We start from the raw sequence: 20663 nt of genomic DNA, 5'->3' as shown, positions 1-20663 counted from the left end.
GACCAACGATGACGCGGGGAACCTGACACCCCGCGTTGCTCTCAGGTTTCTCGTCGGAACGCCGCCCGGAGCAAGCTCGCTCCTACAGGGTCAGTTCAGAGCGGCGCCACGCCTTCGACGATGATGACCTCAGCCAAAGCCACTCCCTCACGATACCCCCGCGCCTCCTGATACAACGTCGAGTGATAGCACGCCACCGCCTGCTCGTAGGAATCAAACTCGATCACCACACTGCGCTGCGGCGTCGCCCGACCTTCCATCGCCTCGCTACGCCCTCCCCGCGCCAGAATCCGACCGCCATACAGAGCAAACGCCTGTGGCGCCCGCCGGGTGTATTGGCTGTACTGATCAGAGTCAGTGACATCCACATGAGCAATCCAGTACGCCTTCATAGTGACCTCTCGGTTTATTTTGTATTATGGTATACCATACTACCCATCCCACAAACACTGAGACTCCAGCATGGCCTTCAACAGCATCGAAGAAATCATCGAAGACTACCGCCTCGGCAAAATGGTCCTGCTGGTCGACGATGAAGACCGGGAAAACGAAGGCGACCTGTTGCTGGCCGCCGACTGCTGCACACCCGAGGAAATCAGCTTCATGGCCCGTGAAGCCCGTGGCCTGATCTGCCTGACCCTGACCGACGAACACTGCAAACGCCTGGGCCTGGAGCAAATGGTGCCGAGCAACGGCAGCGTGTTCAGCACCGCGTTCACCGTGTCCATCGAGGCCGCCGTCGGCGTGACCACCGGTATCTCCGCCGCCGATCGTGCCTGCACCGTGGCCGCCGCCGTCGCCGCCAACGCAGGCCCTGCCGACATCGTGCAACCGGGCCACATCTTCCCGCTGCGCGCCCGGGAAGGCGGCGTGCTGACCCGCGCCGGTCACACCGAAGCCGGTTGCGACCTGGCCCGCCTGGCCGGCCATACGCCCGCCTCGGTGATCGTCGAAGTGATGAACGACGACGGTACCATGGCCCGCCGCCCGGACCTGGAAGTGTTCGCGCACAAGCACGGGATCAAGATCGGCACCATCGCCGACCTGATCCACTACCGCCTGAGCACCGAACACACCATCGTGCGTATTGGTGAACGTGACTTGCCGACGGTGCACGGCACCTTCCGTCTGATCACCTTTGAGGATCGCATCGAAGGCGGTGTCCACATGGCCATGGTCATGGGCGATCTGCGCCGCGATGAGCCGACGCTGGTGCGCGTGCATGTGATCGATCCGTTGCGCGACCTGGTTGGCGCCGAATACAGCGGGCCGACCAACTGGACCTTGTGGGCCGCCTTGCAGCGTGTCGCCGCCGAAGGCCATGGCGTGGTGGTGGTGCTGGCCAATCACGAATCCTCCCAGGCGCTTCTGGAACGCGTGCCGCAATTGACCCAGTCGCCCCGGCAGTTCAGCCGTTCGCAGTCGCGGATTTATTCAGAGGTGGGCACCGGCGCGCAGATCCTGCAGAACCTGGGTGTCGGCAAGCTGCGCCATCTCGGTCCACCGTTGAAATATGCGGGCTTGACCGGGTATGACCTGGAGGTGGTGGAGAGCATTGCGTTCACCGAGTGATCCTCGGTTTAGCGCAATTCCCTGTGGGAGCGGGCTTGCTCGCGAAGAGGGAGTGTCAGTCGGCCCAAAGTTGTCTGACACACCGCTTTCGCGAGCAAGCCCGCTCCCACAGGGGGAATGCGTCGACACTGAAAAACCACTTTTGGCAGATAGCCGGTACGGCAAAGTGCTTGCACAAAGTTTGGAATACCATAATATGATATTCCATAGACCGGACAGTCAGCACTGACTCGACGGACCTACTGCTCCCGATAGGCGGGCACTCGAAAGCCCCGCTCATAAACACAACAATGAGGGCGTGAAAATGGTGTTGAACAAACGTGCGACCGCAGTTCTTTTTGCGGGACTGCTGAGTGTGACCAGCCAGGCATTGCTGGCGGCCGAAAGCGTCAACTTCGTGAGTTGGGGCGGCAGCACCCAGGATGCGCAGAAGCAGGCCTGGGCCGATCCGTTCAGCAAGGCCAGCGGCATCACCGTGGTGCAGGATGGCCCGACCGACTACGGCAAGCTCAAGGCCATGGTCGAAAGCGGCAACGTGCAATGGGACGTGGTCGATGTCGAAGCCGACTTCGCCCTGCGCGCCGCCGCCGAAGGCTTGCTCGAACCCCTCGATTTCAAAGTCATTGATCGCGACAAGATCGACCCGCGCTTCGTCACCGATCACGGCGTCGGCTCGTTCTTCTTCTCCTTCGTCCTCGGTTACAACGAAGGCAAGCTCGGCGCCAACAAGCCCCAGGACTGGTCCGCGCTGTTCGACACCAAGACCTACCCCGGCAAACGCGCCCTCTACAAATGGCCAAGCCCTGGCGTGCTCGAACTGGCGCTGCTGGCCGACGGTGTAGCGCCAGACAAGCTCTATCCGCTGGACCTGGATCGCGCGTTCAAGAAACTCGACACCATCAAGAAAGACATCGTCTGGTGGGGCGGCGGCGCGCAGTCGCAGCAACTGCTGGCCTCCGGTGAAGCGAGCATGGGCCAGTTCTGGAACGGCCGGATTCATGCCCTACAGGAAGACGGCGCCCCGGTCGGCGTAAGCTGGAAGCAGAACCTGGTCATGGCCGACATCCTGGTCATTCCCAAGGGTTCGAAAAACAAGGACGCGGCGATGAAGTTCCTGGCCAACGCCAGCAGCGCCAAAGGACAGGCCGACTTCTCCAACCTGACCGCCTACGCCCCGGTCAACGTCGACAGCGTGGCACGCCTGGACTCGGCGCTGGCCCCGAACCTGCCGACGGCCTACGCAAAGGATCAGATCACTCTTGATTTCGCATACTGGGCCAAGAACGGTCCGGCCATTGCGACACGGTGGAACGAATGGCTGGTCAAATGAAAATGACGGCAACCGCGCCTCGTCCTTCCACGGCCTCCGGGAGCGCCATTGGCGCTGCCGGTTCGGCAGTCGGCCAGACCCTTGCAAAGCAACCCTCGCCTTCGCTGAAACAGCGTTGGCGTGGCGCCAGCAACCTGGTCCCCGCCCTGCTGTTTCTCGGCCTGTTCTTTCTCGCGCCGCTGATTGGCCTGCTGCTGCGCGGCGTGCTGGAACCGGTGCCGGGCCTGGGCAACTACGAGCAACTGTTCGCCAACTCGGCCTATGCGCGGGTCCTGCTCAACACCTTCTCGGTGGCGGGCCTGGTGACGCTGTTCAGCCTGTTGCTGGGCTTCCCGCTGGCCTGGGCTATCACCCTGGTGCCCCGTGGCTGGGGGCGCTGGATCCTCAACATCGTGCTGTTGTCGATGTGGACCAGCCTGCTCGCCCGCACCTACTCCTGGCTGGTGTTGCTGCAAGCCTCCGGGGTGATCAACAAGGCGTTGATGGCGATGGGCATCATCGATCAACCACTGGAGATGGTGCACAACCTCACCGGTGTGGTGATCGGCATGAGCTACATCATGATCCCGTTCATCGTGCTGCCGTTGCAGGCGACCATGCAGGCCATCGACCCGATGATCCTGCAGGCCGGTTCGATCTGCGGCGCCAGCCCCTGGACCAACTTCTTCCGGGTGTTCCTGCCGCTGTGCCGGCCGGGGCTGTTCTCCGGCGGTCTGATGGTGTTCGTGATGTCCCTCGGTTACTACGTGACTCCGGCGCTGCTGGGCGGTGCGCAGAACATGATGCTGCCCGAGTTCATCATTCAGCAGGTGCAGTCGTTCCTCAACTGGGGCCTGGCCAGCGCCGGCGCCGCGTTGTTGATCGTGATCACGCTGGTGCTGTTCTACTTCTACCTGAAGCTCCAGCCGGAATCCCCGGTTGGCGCCAGCAACGCGAGGTAAGCCGTCATGCTCCTGACCCCCAATGCCATGAGCCGCCGGATGCGCTTCGGCCTCTATGCCACCACCGGGCTGATCGGTCTGTTCCTGCTGCTGCCGATCGTGTTCATCGTGCTGCTGTCGTTCGGCTCGTCGCAATGGCTGGTGTTCCCGCCGCCGGGCTGGACGCTGAAATGGTACGGCCAGTTCTTCTCCAACGCCGACTGGATGAACGCGGCCATGGCCAGCCTCAAGGTCGCGGTGCTGACCACGTTCTTCGCCGTCGCGCTGGGCCTGCCGACCGCGTTCGCCCTGGTGCGTGGTCGCTTCCCTGGCCGGGAAATGCTCTACGGCCTGTTCACCCTGCCGATGATCGTGCCCCTGGTGATCATCGCCGTGGCGGTGTACGCGCTGTTCCTGAAACTGGGCTACACCGGGACCATGTTCGCCTTCGTGGTCAGCCATGTGATCGTGGCATTGCCGTTCACCATCATCTCGATCATCAACTCGCTGAAGCTGTTCGATCAGTCGATCGAGGATGCGGCGGTGATCTGCGGCGCCTCGCGCCTGCAAGCGGTGTTCAAGGTGACCTTCCCGGCGATCCGCCCGGGCATGGTCGCCGGCGCCCTCTTCGCCTTCCTCGTCTCGTGGGATGAAGTGGTGCTGAGCGTGATGATGGCAAGCCCGACCCTGCAAACCCTTCCCGTGAAAATGTGGACCACCCTGCGCCAGGACCTGACGCCCGTGATCGCCGTCGCCTCGACGCTGCTGATCGGCCTCTCGGTATTGGTCATGGTGATCGCCGCCGCTCTGCGCCGGCGCAACGAAATCAGCGCTTGAGCGCCAGGAGTACGACATGAGTGCAGTGATCAAAGATTCCGCGCAGCAAAATGACAAACCCCTGGTCAGCCTGCGCAACCTGAACAAGCACTACGGCGACTTCGCCGCCGTGGACAACATCTCGCTGGACATCAAGGACGGTGAATTCCTCACCTTCCTCGGCTCCAGCGGCTCGGGCAAAAGCACCACGCTGTCGATGCTCGCCGGCTTCGAAACGCCGAGCAGCGGCGAGATCCTGGTCAACGGCCAGTCGCTGGTCAACGTGCCCCCGCACAAACGCGACATCGGCATGGTGTTCCAGCGCTACTCGCTGTTCCCGCACCTGTCGGTGCGCGACAACATCGCCTTCCCGCTGACCATCCGCAAACTGGCTGCCGCCGAACGCGAACGCCGGGTCGATGCGATGCTCAAGCTGGTGCAGCTTGAGCAATTTGCCCATCGCCGCCCTTCGCAACTGTCCGGTGGCCAGCAGCAACGCGTCGCCATTGCCCGCGCACTGGTTTACGAGCCACGCATCCTGTTGATGGACGAACCCCTCGGCGCGCTGGACAAGAAACTGCGCGAAGACTTGCAGGATGAACTGCGCCAGCTGCATCGGCGCCTGGGCATCACCATCGTCTACGTGACCCATGATCAGGAAGAGGCCATGCGCCTGTCTCAGCGCATCGCGATCTTCAGCCACGGCAAGATCGTTGGCCTGGGCAGCGGTTATGACCTGTACCAGAACCCGCCGAACGCCTTTGTCGCCTCGTTCCTGGGCAACTCCAACTTCCTCAAGCTCAAGGCCCAGGGCAATGCGGTGGCGACCTTCGAGGGGCAACCGCTGTCGATCCGACTCACCGCCGGCCTGCAAACCGACCAGGACGTGCTGCTGATGGTGCGCCCGGAAAAAGCCCTGGCCCTGAGCAATGAACAAGCCCTCGCCGAACCGCTGGCCGCCGGCTGGAACGAAGTCTCGGCCAAGGTCGTGGAAGTGTTGTTCCTCGGCGAAAGCCAGACCTGCAGCGTGATCACCGCAGGCGGCACCTCGATGACGGTCAAGGCACTCTCCGCCGCTGGCATGCCGCTCAAGGCCGGCGACCCGGTACGAGTGCGCTGGGCCACCGCGGATGCCTGCGTCTACACCGAATGGGCCGAAAGCGACCTGAACAAGGCTGCCGGCGCGCACTGATCCATTGGCCTGCGCGCGCGGGCCACTATAATGCGTCACCCTCGGGCCACCACAACGTCGGGTTGTGGTGGCCTTTTTTCTGTCGCCTGTAAGATAAATTGGACAACGGATTCCTAAAATCCCGGTTTAATGCTAAATAGTGCTCAGTATTTTTAACACCCGACCCTGTCGTGCCACACAGTGCAACGAGAATAACGATATGAAAGTCCATTTCGAGAAAAGTGAAGTGTTTGGGACCCTCCACCTGCAAGCGGCGGTGGCAGCATGATCGAAGTTACCGAAGTTTCCATTGCCGAGCTGCGCGCCGCGCTCGAATCCGGCCAGACCACCTCGGTTGAACTGGTCCAGGCCTATCTCGCGCGGATCGACGCCTATGACGGCCCCGAGACGCCCACGGCACTGAACGCGGTGGTGGTGCGCAACCCCGAGGCTCTCGCCGAAGCACAGGCCGCCGACGCCCGTCGCGCCAAGGGCCAGACGCTGGGTCCGCTGGACGGCATCCCTTACACCGCCAAGGACAGTTATCTGGTCAAGGGCCTCACCGCCGCTTCCGGCAGCCCGGCCTTCAAGGACCTGATCGCCTATCGCGATGCGTTCACCATCGAGCGCCTGCGCGCCGCCGGGGCGATCTGCCTGGGCAAGACCAACATGCCGCCGATGGCCAACGGCGGGATGCAGCGCGGCGTCTACGGCCGTGCCGAGAGCCCCTACAACGCTGACTACCTCACCGCCCCTTTCGCCTCCGGTTCGTCGAACGGTGCCGGCACGGCCACCGCGGCCAGTTTCGCCGCTTTCGGCCTGGCGGAAGAAACCTGGTCGAGTGGTCGCGGCCCGGCTTCGAACAACGGTTTGTGCGCCTACACCCCTTCGCGCGGAGTGATCTCGGTACGCGGCAACTGGCCGCTGACCCCGACCATGGACGTGGTCGTGCCGTTTGCCCGGACCATGGCCGACCTGCTCGAAGTGCTCGACGTGGTGGTGGCCGATGACGCGGATACCCGCGGTGACCTGTGGCGCTTGCAGCCTTGGGTGCCCATTCCGAAATCGTCCGAGGTACGCCCGCAATCCTATGCCGCGCTGGCGGCGAACAGCGAAGCGCTCAAAGGCAAGAAGTTCGGCATTCCGCGCATGTACATCAACGCCGACCCTGAAGCCGGCACCAGCGAAGCGCCGGGCATCGGTGGCCCGACCGGCCAGCGCATCAACACCCGTCCTTCGGTGATCGGTCTGTGGGAACAGGCGCGCAAGGCCCTCGAAGACGCAGGGGCGCAAGTGATCGATGTGGACTTCCCGCTGGTCTCCAATTGCGAAGGCGATCGCCCTGGCGCGCCGACCGTGTTCAATCGCGGCATCGTCTCCAAGGAATTCCTGCACCATGAACTGTGGGACCTGACCGCCTGGGCGTTCGATGACTTCCTGCAGGCCAATGGCGATCCGAAATTGAATCGCCTGGCGGATGTCGACGGCCCGCAGATCTTCCCTCACGACCCGGGCACCCTGCCCAACCGTGAGGGCGACCTGGTCGCCGGCATGGACGAATACGTGCGCATGGCCGAGCGCGGCATCACGCCGTGGGACCAGATCAGCACAGTGCCCGACGGCCTGCGTGGGCTTGAGAAGACCCGCAAGCTCGATCTGGAAGACTGGATGGATCGCCTGGGCCTCGACGCGGTGCTGTTCCCGACGGTCGCCGATGTAGCGCCTGCGAATGCCGATGTCGATCCGCAGTCGGCGGATATCGCCTGGAGCAACGGTATATGGGTCGCCAACGGCAACCTCGCCATCCGCCACCTCGGCGTGCCAACGGTCACCGTGCCGATGGGCGTGATGCCGGACATCGGCATGCCGGTCGGCCTGACCTTTGCCGGGCGCGCCTATGACGACTCGTCACTGCTGCACCTGGCATCGGCGTTCGAGTCCACCGGCAGCAAACGCATGATCCCGCCGCGCACCCCGCCATTGGCGGCTGGCAAGCGCTAATGCAGGCGCTGGCTTAGCAAGCTCGCTCCTACAGACGCGGTCTCCTGTAGGAGCGAGCTTGCTCGCGATGGTCGTTAACGATAACGCGTGTGATCTGGATGAACGCGGCGCTCTTGAGTCCATCGCCAGCAGGCTGGCTCCTACAGTTTTCCGGGATTTTCAGGGATCGACCTGAGCCATCAGTTCCGGAATCGATTCCGGCCGATTGGCAAAACGCTGCGCCAGCACCGCACAGACCATCAGTTGAATCTGATGGAACAGCATCAACGGCAGGATCAACACACCAATGGTGCTACCGGCAAACAACACCTGCGCCATCGGCACGCCGGTCGCCAGGCTTTTCTTCGAGCCGCAGAAAAGAATGGTGATGCGGTCTTCCTGATTGAAGCCGAACGCCTTGCCCAGTACGGTCGAGGCCACCAACACCAGCGCCAGGACCACGCAGCACGCCACCACCAGCCCGACCAGGTCCAGCAACGGAATCTGGTGCCAGAGACCTTCGATCACCGCCTCGCTGAACGCGCCGTAGACCACCAGCAAAATCGAACCCTGATCGACGAACCTCAGCCAACTCTTGTTGCGCGCCACCCAGTTGCCGATCCAGCGCCGCGCGATCTGCCCGGCAATGAACGGCAGCAGCAACTGCACGCTGATCTTGAGGATGGCGTCGAGGGTCGAGCTGCCTTCGCCATGCACATTGAGCAGCAGGGTCACCAGCAAGGGCGTGAGGAAAATCCCGAACAGGCTGGACGCCGCCGCGCTGCAGATTGCCGCCGGGATGTTGCCCCGCGCCAGCGAAGTAAAGGCAATCGCCGACTGCACCGTGGCGGGCAGCGCACACAGGTACAGCATGCCCATGTACAGGTCGTTGCCGATCAGCGGTGACAGTACGGGTTTGAGCGCCAGGCCGAGCAGCGGGAACAGCACGAAGGTCAGGCTGAACACCAGCAAATGCAGGCGCCAGTGCCCGGCACCGGCAATGATCGACTCGCGGGACAGCTTGGCGCCATGCAGGAAAAACAGCAGCGCGATGGCGATGTTGGTCAGCCAGCCAAAACCGACCGCGACCTGACCGCTGGCAGGCAGCAGGCTGGCGAGCGCGACCACGCCAATCAGGGTCAGGGTGAAGTTGTCGGGTAACAAACGGGGGCGCGTCATGGGTTGATCATCCGGGGGTTGCCAGTACGTGAAAGCGACTCTAACGTGACTGGATATTACCGACTAACGCCGATGAGCCCACCGATGCCGCCTAAAGGACATGACAAAAGTATCCGGCGCAGTATTCCCGGGCTGTCCAGCCTGCCCAGGCCGCTCTACGGCCGTACCGAATCGCTGCCCAATCGCGCCCTGACCCGGCGCCACAGCCACCCGTGGGTGCAGTTGTCCTATGCGATCCAGGGCGTGCTCGAAATCCAGACCGGCATCGGGCGCTTCGTCGCCCCGCCGGAGCGTGCGGTGTGGATTCCGGCGGGCATGCCGCACCGGGTGTTCAGTTCGCCGCGCACGGAAATGCGCAGCCTGTACATCGATTGCAGCGTCTCGACCTGGGCGCCGCCGGGCTGTCATGTGTTGGCGGTCAGCGATCTGTTGCGCGAGTTGATCCGTGCCTTCAGTCAGATTCCGGTGGAATACGATCAGGACGGAGCGCACGGCCGGTTGGCCCAGGTAATTCTCGATCAGTTGGCTGAGGCCCCCCAGATCGACCTGATGCTGCCGCTGCCCCAGGACAGCCGATTGCGGCAAATCGCGCAAAGCCTGGAGTCGCACCCCGAGCAACAAACCACCCTCAGTCACTGGAGCGAGCAATTCGGCGTCACCGAGAAAACCCTCAGTCGCCTGTTCCTGCGCGACACCGGCCTGACCTTTCGCGCCTGGCGCCAGCGCTTGCGCCTGCTCGGCGCGCTGACACCGCTGGAACAGGGCGAGCGAGTGACCGACGTGGCACTGGCCTGCGGCTACGACTCGACGTCGGCGTTTATCGCGGCGTTTCGTCAGCAGTTTGGTGAAACGCCGGGGGAGTTCTTCCGCTAGGCCTGCACCGTACAACCTGTGTGAGCGGGCATGGGATTTGTGCTCGACATCAATCAAATGTGGGAGCGGGCTTGCTCGCGAATGCGGAGTGTCAGTCGACACATTCTTGACTGACACTCCGCATTCGCGAGCAAGCCCGCTCCCACAATGGATGTTCGTCGCCCGCAGGATTTGTGTTCGACTCTCGGTGTTACTGATCGGACTTGATGCTGGTCCACACCCGCGTGCGCACCCGCTCAAGCTTTTGCGGCAATGGCTGCACGACGTACAGCGTCTTCAATGCCTCACTGGTCGGTGTCAGGTTCGGGTTGCCGGTGATGTCCTTGTTGATCAGCGCCAGCGAGTCCTTGTTGGCATTCGGATAACCGAGGAAGTCGCTGATGGGCGCGATGACTTTCGGGTCCAGCAGGTTGTTGAGGAATTCGTGGGCCTCTTCGACGTTCCTGGCGCTTTTGGGGATGGCGAAGGTGTCGAACCAGATCGGCGCGCCCTCTTTGGGCAGGCGCCAGTCGACGACCACACCGTTGCCCGCCTCTTTGGCGCGGTTGCCGAACTGATAGAAGCTGCCGGAATACCCGATGGCCACGCAGATATCGCCGTTGGCGATGTCGGTCATGTACTTGGCGGAGTTGAAGTAGGTGACGTAAGGACGGACCTTGAGCATCAGCGCCTTGGCTTTTTCGTAGTCATCCGGGTTCTGGCTGTTCGGGTCCAGCCCCAGGTAATGCAGGGCCAGCGGCAGGATCTCCGACGGCGAGTCGAGCATCGCGACGCCACAGGCCTTGAGCTTCTCCATGTTCTCGGGCTTGAAAACCAGGTCCCAGCTGTCCACCGGCGCATTCTCGCCCAGCGCCGCCTTGACCTTGGCCGGGTTGAAACCGATCAGCACGGTGCCGTACATGTAGGGCACGCCGTACTGGTTGCCCGGGTCGTTCTTGTCCAGCAGCTTGAGCAACGCCGGGTCCTGGTGCGACCAGTTCGGCAGTTTGGACTTGTCGAGTTTCTGGAACACGCCCGCCTTGATCTGGGTTTCGATGAACTGGTTCGAGGGCACCACCAGGTCGTAGCCCGAGTTGCCGGTGAGCAGCTTGGCTTCCAGGGACTCGTTGGTGTCGAAGGTGTCCCAGGTCACCTTGATCCCGGTGTCCCGGGCAAAATCCTTGGGTACGGACGGCAGGATGTAGTCTGCCCAGTTGTACACCCGCAATTCGCGCGGTTCGGCGTGCACCGCGCTGGCCAGCAGCGACAGTCCGCAAACGGTGGCGCCCAGTATGCGTTTCATTGAGTCCATGGATCATTTCCCCAAGTGTGGCGTGAGTTCGATGGTTTTTATGTTCTGTACACGGCAGCGGCCTTGAAAATAGCCAAGGGCAAGGAAGTCAGCTTCTGGTTGTGATTCTTGCCGAGGGCGGGGCTGGTTCACAGCGTGAGTCAGGCCAAAAGGAGATCGAAACGGCCAAAATACCTGTCCGCATTGATCAGCGTCGCGAGGCGTTTCACCGACAGTGCGGCGGCCAACCCGTAAATCGTTTTTTCTGTGGGAGCGAGCCTGCTCGCGAATGCGGTGTATCAGACACATTGATGTCGACTGGCACACCGTCTTCGCGAGCAGGCTCGCTCCCACATGGGCGCGAAGTCGCAGGTGTATTGCCCGGCAGGCTATTATCAAACGCGGTGAAAGTCGTTTTCGTAGAGGGATACGGCATGTCGCGCAGGGGTATGGACGATCACTGTTGTTGAATATCGGTGCGGCGGATTTTCATCATACTGACCTCATCGGCAGTGTTCACTGGCTGCCTGTGTGCACTCAAGGAGCAATGCCCATGAACGATCGGATAGAGCTGTTCGGCGCCAATACCGGCAACAGTCTGCGGGCTGCGATCGCCCTGGAAGAGTCGGGCATCGCCTACACGGCACGCAAGCTCGACCTGTATGCACAGGAGCACCGCGGGCCGGACTTCCTGGCGCTTAACCCGGCCGGGAAAGTGCCGACCCTGATCGATCACGGCACGACACCCCCGCTGGTCATCAACCAGTCCAACGCCATCATCCAGTACGCCGACTCCATTGCCCCCGGAAAGCTGGCACCGGCGCAGCCGGGACCTGTGCGCACCCGGGTGATCGACCGCTATTTCTTTTTCGTGACCGATGTCATCGCCCCCAGCCATGCCGCGTTTTTTCTGCACCAGGCAGGGCAAGACAAAGCGGCGGCAATCATCGATCTGCGGGTGATCGAACAACTGACCTACTCGGAAAGTTTTTTGACCGGCGAATTCATGGCCGGCGAACAGTTTTCCATGGCCGACATCTCGGCGTTCACCATTGCCATGGCATTCCGTGACCGGCTGGACTGGAAGCTGCTGCCACAGCTATCGCGCTGGTTCAACTCGGTTGAAGCCAGGCTGGCAGTACAACGCGGCCTGAATGTGTTCAAGCATTCCTGAGCGATCAGCGAACACAAAAATGCCCGACACGCCGCCGTCATTGTGGGAGCGAGCTTGCTCGCGATGGACTCAAGAGCGCTGCGTTTAGTCAGTAAACACGCGGTATCGTTAACGACCATCGCGAGCAAGCTCGCTCCTACAATGACGGCGACGCGCCGGGCATTTTCAATCGAGCACCCAACGATTTTGCCTCAGTCGGTATAGCCGAACTTCACCGCACGGTTTTCCTGCGCCTGGCTGCGCGTAGCGAGGCAGTAATACAACGGGCATGTCACCACCAGCCCCACCAGCCACGACAGGTCCGCGCCGTCTACCAGATTGGCGTATGGCCCGACATACAGTGAAGTGTTGGCGAATGGCAACTGCACGATGATGCCGATGAAGTAGGCGATGATCGCGTGCAGGTTGAAACGCCCGTAGACGCCGCCGTCTGCGCGGAAGATCGAGGCGATGTCGTAGCGGCGACGCTTGATCAGGTAGAAGTCGATCAGGTTGATCGACGCCCAGGGCACCAGCACCAGCAACAGCGCCAGAATCAGGTCGATGAACTGCGAAATGAAGTTCGCCGAGGCACCCAGCGCCACCACGCAGCAACCCGCCAGGATGATGCCCGACAACACCACGCGCACCTTGATGCTCGGTGTCCACTGGCTGGCGAAGGTCTGGATCGAGGTGATGATCGACAGCACCGCGCCATACAGATTCAGGGCGTTGTGGCTGATGATGTTGAGCAGGAACAGCACCATCAGGATCGGCCCCAGCCAACCGGTGGACTGCTTGACCGCCGCCATCGCCTCGGTGCCTTCGGGCGTCGCCAGTACCGCCACGGCACCGAAGGCGAACGACAGGATCGTGCCCAGGGTCGCCCCCAGGTAAGTGGCGAAGAACGGCCGGGTGATGCCGATGTCCGCCGGCAGGTAGCGCGAGTAGTCCGACACATACGGCGAGAAGCTGATCTGCCAGATGATGCCCAGCGAGACCGTGGCCAGCCAGCCCGACAGGTTGAACCCGCCGCGAGTGAAGAAGTCCGCCGGCAGGTCATGGGCGAAGATGTAGAGGAAACCGGCGAGCAACGCGCTGCCCATGACCCAGGTGCCGATGCGGTTGAGGGTGTGGATGAAGCGATAACCGATCACCCCGATGGCCGTGGCGCTGAGTGCGCCGATCAGAATGCTCGCCGGTACCGGAACCGACGGCGCAATGCCGACAATCGATTTGCCAGCCAACACGATGTTGGAAATGAAGAAACCGATGTAGATCAATGCGGCGAAGAACACGATCAGCAGCGCGCCATAGCGGCCGAACTGACCACGACTCTGGACCATTTGCGGAATGCCCATGCACGGCCCCTGGGCCGACGCCAGCGCAATCACCACGCCGCCGACCAAGTGCCCGAGGGCAATCGCCAGCAGGCCCCAGAACAGGTTGAGGTGGAACACCTGGACCACCATGGCACCGGTGACGATGGGCAGTGGCGCGATGTTGGTGCTGAACCACAGGGTGAAAAGATCGCGGGCCTTCCCATGGCGCTCTGCGAGTGGAACGTAATCGACCGTATGGTTCTCGATCAACGGATCTTGCCGGGACATCTGGGACATGTGCATGAACTCGAGTTTGTCTGTTCTTATCTTTGTATGAAGCCAAACCGGGGGGACTCTCTGGTCGCCCCTCAGATGCGGACCATATTATGGTATTCCAAACTTTAAACAAGACTGATCCGGTCTTTGAACAAGCATCTGAGCCGGTATCCTGCCCGATTCACGCCCACACTGGCTAGCCGATAGCCCCGTATCCATTGGGTTTGCGACGCCAGCCGTACGTTTATCGGTTCACTCAAAAAGACCTTGCAATCGATGTATTACGGTATACCATCAGACCTACAAACACATAAAAACGCGTCACACCACCCGAGGACCGTCCAATGATCGATGCCGCCATCTACAAACAAGTCATGGGCTCGTTCCCTTCCGGAGTGACCGTGATCACTACGCTCGATGAAGATGGGCAAATCGTCGGCCTGACTGCCAGCGCCTTCAGTTCGTTGTCGATGGACCCGGCCCTGGTGCTGTTCTGCCCCAACTACAGCTCCGACTCCTATCCTGTCCTGATCAAGAACAAGCGTTTTGCGATCCACGTGCTTTCCGGCGGTCAGCAAAGCGAAGCCTATGCCTTCGCGCGCAAAGGCAAGGACAAGGCCCAGGGGATCGAGTGGACGCTCAGCGAGTTGGGCAACCCGATCCTGGCCAACGCCACGGCGGTCATCGAATGCGAGTTGTGGCGCGAATATGAAGGCGGCGACCACGCCATCATGGTCGGCGCGGTGAAGAACCTGATCGTGCCCCGGCAGAGCAGCGGGCCACTGGTGTATTGCCACGGCAAGATGGGCGCCCTGCCTGTTCTGGCCTGACCTGCGGTATTGCGCATACCTTGTGGGAGCGAGCCTGCTCGCGAAGGCGGTTTGTCAGTCACATCCATCTCGCCCGGCAGACCGCTTTCGCGAGCAGGCTCGCTCCCACAGGTTGCTCACCAGAGAGAAAGATTTGCACAGATTTCGTATTATGGTATACCAATAACCATCAGGCCCGCAGTCGACAGGCCAACAACAAAAGATCCGAGGTAAGCGTCATGAAGTTTTCCCTGTTCGTACACATGGAACGTTGGGACGAAAGCGTCAGCCACCGCCAGCTGTTCGAAGACCTGACCGAACTGACGCTGATGGCCGAAGCCGGTGGTTTCAGCACCGTCTGGATCGGTGAACACCACTCCATGGAGTACACCATTTCGCCAAGCCCGATGCCGTTGCTGGCTTATCTGGCGGGCAAGACCACCACCATTCACCTGGGTGCCGGCACCATCATCGCGCCGTTCTGGCATCCACTGCGGGTGGCCGGTGAATGCGCGTTGCTCGACGTGATCAGCAACGGCCGCATGGAAGTCGGTTTGGCCCGTGGGGCCTACCAGATCGAATTCGACCGCATGGCCGGCGGCATGCCAGCCTCCTCCGGCGGCCAGGCGTTGCGGGAAATGGTTCCGGTGGTGCGGGCCTTGTGGAACGGCGACTACGCCCATGACGGCGACATCTGGAAATTCCCGACCTCCACCAGCGTGCCCAAGCCGATCCAGCAACCGAACCCGCCGATGTGGATCGCCGCCCGCGACCCGGACTCGCACAACTTCGCGGTGGCCAACGGCTGCAACGTCATGGTCACGCCGCTGATGAAAGGCGACGAGGAAGTCCTCGACCTGAAGAACAAATTCCAGGCCGCCCTGGACAACAACCCGGACGTGCCACGCCCGCAACTGATGGTGTTGCGACACACCCACGTGCACACCGCCGACGATCCAGAAGGCTGGAAAGTCGGGGCCAAGGCGATCTCGAAGTTCTATCGCACCTTCGATGCCTGGTTCGGCAACAAGACCACCCCGGTCAACGGCTTCCTTGCGCCGAGTCCGGAAGAGAAATTCGCCGGGCGCCCCGAGTTCGAACTCGAGAGCCTGCACAAGACCGCCATGATCGGCACCCCGGAAGAAATCATTCCGCGCATCAAGTACTACCAGGAACTGGGCGTGGACGAATTCAGCTTCTGGTGCGATAACAGCCTGCCCCACGCGCAGAAGAAAAAATCCCTGGAGCTGTTTATCAAGCATGTGGTGCCAGCGTTCCGCTGATTGCGCCGCCCTGCTCCCGAATGCGAGGCCGGGGGTCAGCCCACCTCAACTGTGGGAGCGGGCTTGCTCGCGAAAGCGCCGGGTCAGTCAACATGGATGCTGGCTGTGATGACGCCTTCGCGGGCAAGCCCGCTCCCACAGGGATTGGTGTACCGGACACACCGCGTTCGCGAGCAAGCGCGCCCCCACAAGAGTCGATTCCAATGATCACTGATCGTCTCCCATCACTCGCCCTTCCCTCCGGCGCCGCGCGGGCTTACCTGCGCGGTGAATGGACCGCCTCGCACCTGCATTTCAAGCGCCTGCGCGCCAGCGTTTCGGCCAAGCAGAACGGTTTCTGGCAAATAGTTCACTGAGCCCACCCGAACAGCCAATCACGCACCCCGCGTCTCGCCATGGCATGGCGCGTGCGGTGTCTTGTATTCGCCTTTGATCAGGTTTGCCCAATGAACAATAACAACGCGCTGTTGATCATCGACATGCAGCAGGAGGACGGCTTCGTCCTGGAAAACGTCGACAGGGTGGTCGCCCATACCGCCGCCCTGCTCGATACCGCCCGCAATCAGCGGATACCTGTCATCTATACCCGCCACATCAATCAGGCCGACGGCAGTGACCTGCCCCACGGCGAACCCCTGGCCGCCGACGGTGGCCCCGGCGGTTACCGCGCCGGCACCCGGCAGGTGGAAATCATCGAGTCACTGTCGCCGCAACCCGGTGAATGGATTATCGACAAGGGCCGGTACAGTGCCTTCCACCGCACCGACCTCGATGCCCGACTCAAGGCAATGGAGGTCGACACGCTGATCATCTGCGGCGTGTTGACCGACGTCTGCGTACTGACCAGCGTGTTCGATGCCTTTGCCCTGGGTTATCGCGTACGCCTGGTCAGCGATGCCTGCACCACGACCACCGAGGCCGGGCATTATTCGGCCCTGCTGATCATGGCCAACTGGGTCTACTCGCTGGAAATCCTCACCACGACCGAATGCCTGCGCGCCCTGGAACACCGCGACTACCTGAGCCTGATCCCCGAGCGTCCGGACCTGTTTGCCCACCAGCCCCATGAGCTGCCCGGCACCATCGCCCGTCTGCAATCCCGTCTCGTCCGGACTCAGGAGTGATCGCCATGCAAGTCGAAAAAAGAAGCATCGATTTCATCCCCGAAACCGAACGCCACGGCAAGCCGGGTTCGCTGTTCTATATCTGGTTCGGCGCCAACATGAACATCACCACCATCGCCTCCGGCGTGTTGCCGGTGGTGATGGGGCTCAACCTGTTCTGGAGTGCGCTGGCGATCATCGTCGGATCGTTGCTGGGGGCGATTTTCATGGCCTCCCACTCGGCCCAGGGACCGAAGCTGGGCATTCCGCAAATGATCCAGAGCCGGGCACAATTCGGCGTATTGGGGGCGGTGTTGCCGCTGCTGTTCGTGATGCTGATTTACCTGGGCTTTTTCGTCAGCAACACCCTGCTCGCGGCCCAGGCGCTGGAGTCCGTCAGCCCACTGCCGATGTCCGGCAACATCTACCTGATCGGCGCGTTGTGCTTCGTCGTCGCCCTCTATGGCTATCGGTTGATTCACCGTTTGCAGAAGCTGCTGTCGATCCTGTCGCTGGTGGTGTTCATGGCCGCCACGGTGCTCGCCTTGCAGTTGCCGATCCCGGCCGAACAATGGCTGCCGACCGGCTTCTCGTTGTCGAAGTTCCTGGTGGCGGTGAGCATCGCCGTGACCTGGCAACTGTCCTACGCGCCTTACGTCGCCGACTACTCGCGCTACCTGCCGAGCAATACGCCGACCGCCCAGGTGTTCTGGTACAGCTACGCCGGCACGGTCAGCGGCGGCGCGTGGATGATGATTCTCGGGGCGATCCTGAGCGTCGGCATCGGCGACTTTTCCAGCAACGTCGGCAGGCATGTCGCCGGTCTGTTCGGCACTGGTGCGGTGCTGCTGTTCGCCTTCATTGTCTATGGCCAGGTGTCGATCAACGTGTTCAACCTGTACGGCGCGTTCATGTCGACCATCACCGTGATCGAGCCTTTCGCCCGACTCAAGGTGACGCCGCGGGTGCGCGGTGTGTTCATGCTGCTGATCAGCCTGGTGGCCACGGCCCTGTGCACCATCAGTCAGGACGACTTCATCAACTTCTTCTTGAACTTCATCTTCTTCATGAGCTACTTCCTGATCCCGTGGACGGCGATCAATCTGGTGGACTACTACTGCCTGCGCAAAGGGCAATACCAGATTGATGACATCTTCGACCTGAACGGGATCTATGGGCGCGTCAACCGGATTGCCTGCGGCAGTTTCCTGCTGGCGATCGTCCTGGAAATCCCGTTCATGAACACCACGCTGTACGTCGGCCCGGTGGCCACGGCGCTGGATGGGGTGGATCTGGCGTGGGTGGTCGGGTTGCTGGTTCCGGCGTTGAGTTATTACTGGCTGATGAAAATGACCGCACGCGCCAGCGTACCTGCTTAGTCATCAGCATTTGACGGCAAAAAGATCGCAGCCTGCGGCAGCTCCTACAAAGGTGAGACGTACATCCCTGTAGGAGCTGCCGCAGGCTGCGATCTTTTGATTCTCAACGGCCGACCAAATTGCAGGCAAAAAAAATCCCGGGCAGCTGATGGACGCCCGGGACTTAAAAATGCATAAACCGTGGTGGTGAACGCGGCGCGGATATTACGGAATATTTCGGCCTGTAACAAGATATTTTTTATTCACTATCCAGTTACTAAACGCTCTAAGCCCTTATATATCCACATGTTTTTTAAGGGCGACTACAAGAACCAGCGGTACTCACGCGCGCTGATGTCATGCAGAAATGCCAGATGATCCTGACGTTTGTTTTCGCAATAGACGTCCACAAACTCCGCCCCCAAGCCTTCGCGCACGGCTGAATGATGTTGCATGGACTGCACCGCTTCGAGCATTTCCAACGGGAAATCGATGCCACTGCTGCGGTCTTCGTTGAGCGGTGCAATCGGCTCGCGCTCCCCTACCAGGCCCTGCTCCAACCCCACCAGGATCGCCGCCAGCGCCAGATACGGGTTGGCATCGGCGCCCGCCAGGCGATGTTCGATGCGCAGGTTCTTGACGTCCGACTCCGGAATACGCAAGCACGCATCGCGATCCTCGAAGCCCCAACTGGCGCGGGACGCGACGTTCACCGTGCCGCTCAAGCGGCGCATGGCATTGTGGTTCGGGGCAAAGATCGGCATGCAGTGCGGCAACACCTCCAGGCAACCGGCCACGGCATGGCGCAGCGCCCGCTGACCGTTCGCCGCCAGCAGGTTGTTGCCGGCCTGGTCATACAGGCTGACGTGCACGTGCATGCCGCTGCCGGGGTGTTGCAGGTAAGGTTTGGCCATGAAGCTGGCGCGCAGGTTGTGCTTGAGCGCCACGCCCCGGGTGCTGCGACAGAACAGGGCGGCCCAGTCGGCGGCGCGCAGGCCGTCATCGCAATGGCCGAAGTTGATTTCGAACTGGCCCGGGCCGAGTTCGGCGGTAATCACCGTGGCATCGATGCCTTGGGCTCGCGCGGTCTCGACCATTTCATCGAGCACCGGCGCGAAGCGCGACAAGCGTTCGATGTGCATGTTCGGTTGATCATCGGCGTCGCCAGTCAATTCATCGCGGGGGAACTGCGGGAGGCCGTCCTTCAAGCGGCTGTCGAACAGGTAAAACTCCAGCTCGAAGGCCACCACCGGGAAAATCCCTTTGCGGTGCAGGCGGTTCAGCACCTGGGCCAGCACTTCACGGGGTTCGAATTCGATGGGTTTTTCCGTGCCGTCGGAGGTGATCAGCATCTGGCCCAGAGGCTGCTTTTCCCAGGTCACCAGCTTCAAGGTGCCAGGCACCAAACGCCGCAGCGCATCCGGGTCACCATCGTTGAAGCAGTAGTCACCAATCTTGAACAGCCCGCCCTGGGTGCCGAGCAGCACGCAGTTTTGCGGCAGTTTCAGTGCACTGCCGACAGCGACTTTCTCCAGCATTTCGATCGGGTAGCGCTTGCCGTAGAAATGCCCCGGAATGTCCAGGGAGATCAGGTCGACGTATCGCACTTCGGGGTTGCTGTGGCGGAAGTTGCGAACTTCGGCCAGCAGTTCAGAGCACACGGCATCCATCGTCTTGTTCCTTGTTGTTATCAGGTGTAAACCCAAAGCACGCGGGTCAGTTGGTCGGACAGGTTGCCGTAGCGGCAGTGCGCATGGCTGGCCAGTTGAAAGCTGTCGCCGGGATGCAGGGTCACCGGTTCGTTGTCGTCGAGCCACAGGGTCAGTTGCCCTTCGAGGACATAACCGCCCTGCTCCGAGCTGTCCTTCATGTGCCGGTCGCCGCTGCTGGCGCCGGGTTCGAGCTGGCTTTCAAGCATCGAGAACGACGCACGCATTTTTGGCGAAACGAGGATGTCGGTGATGCCGTCGGCGTAGTACAGCGTGCGACGCTCGTCCGGGCGGGTGACCCAGGACAACGCCATGGGTTTGGGCAGGCTGTAGAAATAGGTGGTCGGCACGCCGAGGGTTTCGCTGATCGCGGTCAGATCCGCCACCGTCGGGCGCGACAGGCCGCGCTCGACCTGGGACAGAAAACCGACGGAGCGGCCGATTTTGTCCGCCAGTTCCTTCAGGGTGTACTTCTTGTGCTTGCGCAGGTCCTGGATCAGGATCGCCAGCGCCGAGATCTCTTCTTGCATGTCCATCTT

General features: G+C 61.5%; 19 protein-coding genes. 13 read left to right on the top strand and 6 right to left on the bottom strand.

Features of this window, described 5'->3' with window-relative positions; all coding sequences use genetic code 11:
• Positions 1-95 precede the first annotated feature (95 nt).
• On the bottom strand, positions 96-392 hold the full coding sequence (locus ACXX83_RS07300) for a DUF1330 domain-containing protein (protein ID WP_015095692.1): 297 nt from the start codon (positions 390-392) through the stop codon (positions 96-98).
• Positions 393-462: 70 nt separating this feature from the next.
• Between ACXX83_RS07300 and ribBA the strand changes: the two genes are divergently transcribed.
• From ribBA to ACXX83_RS07270, 6 genes are all read left to right on the top strand, one after another.
• A complete protein-coding gene (gene ribBA / locus ACXX83_RS07295) occupies positions 463-1572 on the top strand; it encodes a bifunctional 3,4-dihydroxy-2-butanone-4-phosphate synthase/GTP cyclohydrolase II (RefSeq protein ID WP_458547971.1) in 1110 nt (369 codons plus the stop codon).
• Positions 1573-1876: 304 nt separating this feature from the next.
• Entirely contained in the window at positions 1877-2902 is a 1026-nt protein-coding gene (locus ACXX83_RS07290) for an ABC transporter substrate-binding protein (protein ID WP_015095694.1), read from the top strand.
• Positions 2899-3843, top strand: a complete 945-nt coding sequence (locus ACXX83_RS07285) for an ABC transporter permease (protein WP_015095695.1) — start codon at positions 2899-2901, stop codon at positions 3841-3843. The genes ACXX83_RS07290 and ACXX83_RS07285 overlap by 4 nt, the downstream gene beginning before the upstream one ends.
• Before the next feature lie 6 nt (positions 3844-3849).
• Positions 3850-4659, top strand: coding sequence for an ABC transporter permease (locus ACXX83_RS07280; RefSeq protein WP_007976227.1), 810 nt, complete (start codon positions 3850-3852; stop codon positions 4657-4659).
• Between the two features lie 16 nt (positions 4660-4675).
• Positions 4676-5830, top strand: coding sequence for an ABC transporter ATP-binding protein (locus ACXX83_RS07275; RefSeq protein ID WP_126045296.1), 1155 nt, complete (start codon positions 4676-4678; stop codon positions 5828-5830).
• A gap of 264 nt (positions 5831-6094) precedes the next feature.
• Positions 6095-7810, top strand: coding sequence for an amidase (locus ACXX83_RS07270; protein ID WP_458372880.1), 1716 nt, complete (start codon positions 6095-6097; stop codon positions 7808-7810).
• A 159-nt stretch (positions 7811-7969) separates the two neighbouring features.
• Here the strand turns inward: ACXX83_RS07270 and ACXX83_RS07265 are convergent, their stop codons facing one another.
• Entirely contained in the window at positions 7970-8968 is a 999-nt protein-coding gene (locus ACXX83_RS07265) for a bile acid:sodium symporter family protein (protein WP_458372881.1), read from the bottom strand.
• Between the two features lie 84 nt (positions 8969-9052).
• Between ACXX83_RS07265 and ACXX83_RS07260 the strand changes: the two genes are divergently transcribed.
• Complete coding sequence (locus tag ACXX83_RS07260) at positions 9053-9841, top strand: AraC family transcriptional regulator (protein ID WP_458547970.1); 789 nt, start codon at positions 9053-9055, stop codon at positions 9839-9841.
• Positions 9842-10031: 190 nt separating this feature from the next.
• On the opposite strand, the gene ACXX83_RS07255 is transcribed toward ACXX83_RS07260, so the two are convergent.
• A complete protein-coding gene (locus ACXX83_RS07255) occupies positions 10032-11132 on the bottom strand; it encodes a polyamine ABC transporter substrate-binding protein (RefSeq protein ID WP_458547969.1) in 1101 nt (366 codons plus the stop codon).
• A gap of 532 nt (positions 11133-11664) precedes the next feature.
• On the opposite strand from ACXX83_RS07255, the gene ACXX83_RS07250 reads away from it, so the two are divergent.
• Entirely contained in the window at positions 11665-12285 is a 621-nt protein-coding gene (locus ACXX83_RS07250) for a glutathione S-transferase family protein (protein WP_458547968.1), read from the top strand.
• A 191-nt stretch (positions 12286-12476) separates the two neighbouring features.
• On the opposite strand, the gene ACXX83_RS07245 is transcribed toward ACXX83_RS07250, so the two are convergent.
• On the bottom strand, positions 12477-13883 hold the full coding sequence (locus tag ACXX83_RS07245; RefSeq protein WP_458547967.1) for a purine-cytosine permease family protein: 1407 nt from the start codon (positions 13881-13883) through the stop codon (positions 12477-12479).
• Between the two features lie 323 nt (positions 13884-14206).
• On the opposite strand from ACXX83_RS07245, the gene ACXX83_RS07240 reads away from it, so the two are divergent.
• From ACXX83_RS07240 to ACXX83_RS07220, 5 genes are all read left to right on the top strand, one after another.
• Positions 14207-14692: a flavin reductase family protein gene (locus ACXX83_RS07240; protein ID WP_217837894.1), complete on the top strand. Its 486-nt coding sequence runs from the start codon at positions 14207-14209 to the stop codon at positions 14690-14692.
• A 218-nt stretch (positions 14693-14910) separates the two neighbouring features.
• Positions 14911-15954: an LLM class flavin-dependent oxidoreductase gene (locus ACXX83_RS07235; RefSeq protein ID WP_458547966.1), complete on the top strand. Its 1044-nt coding sequence runs from the start codon at positions 14911-14913 to the stop codon at positions 15952-15954.
• A gap of 203 nt (positions 15955-16157) precedes the next feature.
• On the top strand, positions 16158-16310 hold the full coding sequence (locus ACXX83_RS07230; protein WP_172435765.1) for a hypothetical protein: 153 nt from the start codon (positions 16158-16160) through the stop codon (positions 16308-16310).
• Positions 16311-16400: 90 nt separating this feature from the next.
• Positions 16401-17078, top strand: coding sequence for a cysteine hydrolase family protein (locus ACXX83_RS07225; protein ID WP_458547965.1), 678 nt, complete (start codon positions 16401-16403; stop codon positions 17076-17078).
• A 5-nt stretch (positions 17079-17083) separates the two neighbouring features.
• Entirely contained in the window at positions 17084-18436 is a 1353-nt protein-coding gene (locus tag ACXX83_RS07220; RefSeq protein ID WP_458547964.1) for a purine-cytosine permease family protein, read from the top strand.
• Positions 18437-18738: 302 nt separating this feature from the next.
• Here the strand turns inward: ACXX83_RS07220 and ACXX83_RS07215 are convergent, their stop codons facing one another.
• Positions 18739-20085: a glutamine synthetase family protein gene (locus ACXX83_RS07215; RefSeq protein WP_458547963.1), complete on the bottom strand. Its 1347-nt coding sequence runs from the start codon at positions 20083-20085 to the stop codon at positions 18739-18741.
• A 20-nt stretch (positions 20086-20105) separates the two neighbouring features.
• On the bottom strand, positions 20106-20660 hold the full coding sequence (locus ACXX83_RS07210; RefSeq protein ID WP_007976194.1) for a helix-turn-helix domain-containing protein: 555 nt from the start codon (positions 20658-20660) through the stop codon (positions 20106-20108).
• Positions 20661-20663: the final 3 nt, after the last annotated feature.

The organism is Pseudomonas sp. GNP012, assembly GCF_054343835.1.
The sequence above is the reverse complement of the archived record's forward strand: the minus strand, read 5'-3'. Positions and strand labels throughout refer to the sequence as shown.